The sequence below is a fragment of the Streptomyces beigongshangae genome (genome assembly GCF_019710745.1).
GTDB lineage: Bacteria > Actinomycetota > Actinomycetes > Streptomycetales > Streptomycetaceae > Streptomyces > Streptomyces beigongshangae.
This window is the reverse complement of record NZ_JAHKJW010000188.1, coordinates 1-580: the sequence shown is the minus strand read 5'-3', so window position 1 is coordinate 580 and position 580 is coordinate 1. Positions and strand designations below refer to the sequence as shown.

Below are 580 nucleotides of genomic sequence, written 5' to 3'. Positions count from 1 at the left end.
CCGCTGCTGCGCGTCCGTCGCCACCGCCTCACGCGGACTCATCCCGAAGAACTCGGGGTCGAAGGCACCGGCCTCGTGGAGGAAGCCACCGGCCTTGGTGTAGGTGGTGCCGGATGCCTCACGGTCCGGGTTGTAGAGGGTGTCGATGTCCCAGCCGCGGTTCACGGGGAACTCGGTGACGGCGTCCACACCTTCGGAGACGACCCGCCACAGGTCCTCGNAACGGCACGCCATCCCCACGATGACCACCGGATCGTCCGCCACCGACGGCAGCACCGACACCGGCACCACCGCCGCCGGCTCCACCGCACCGAACAACTCGTCCAGCAGATACCCCACCAGCGCATGCGCCGTCGGATAGTCGAAGACGACCGTCGCGGGCAGCCGCAGACCGGTGGCCTTGCCCAGCCGGTTGCGCAGCTCCACCGCCGTCAACGAGTCGAAGCCCAGGTCCTGGAAGGTCCGGTCGGGGTTGACGGTCTGCGCACCGGAGTGGCCGAGCACCACCGCGATCTGGCCGCGCACCAGGTCCAGCAGCACCTCACGCCGCTCCTCGGCACCCAGCCCCTCCAGACGCTGC

Annotated in this window: 1 protein-coding gene; it reads right to left on the bottom strand. The window is 69.9% G+C overall.

Going from position 1 to position 580, the window contains the following annotated elements; genetic code table 11:
* A partial coding sequence (locus KM933_RS38770; RefSeq protein WP_260334850.1) for an acyl carrier protein occupies positions 1 to 580 on the bottom strand: 580 nt, incomplete at both ends.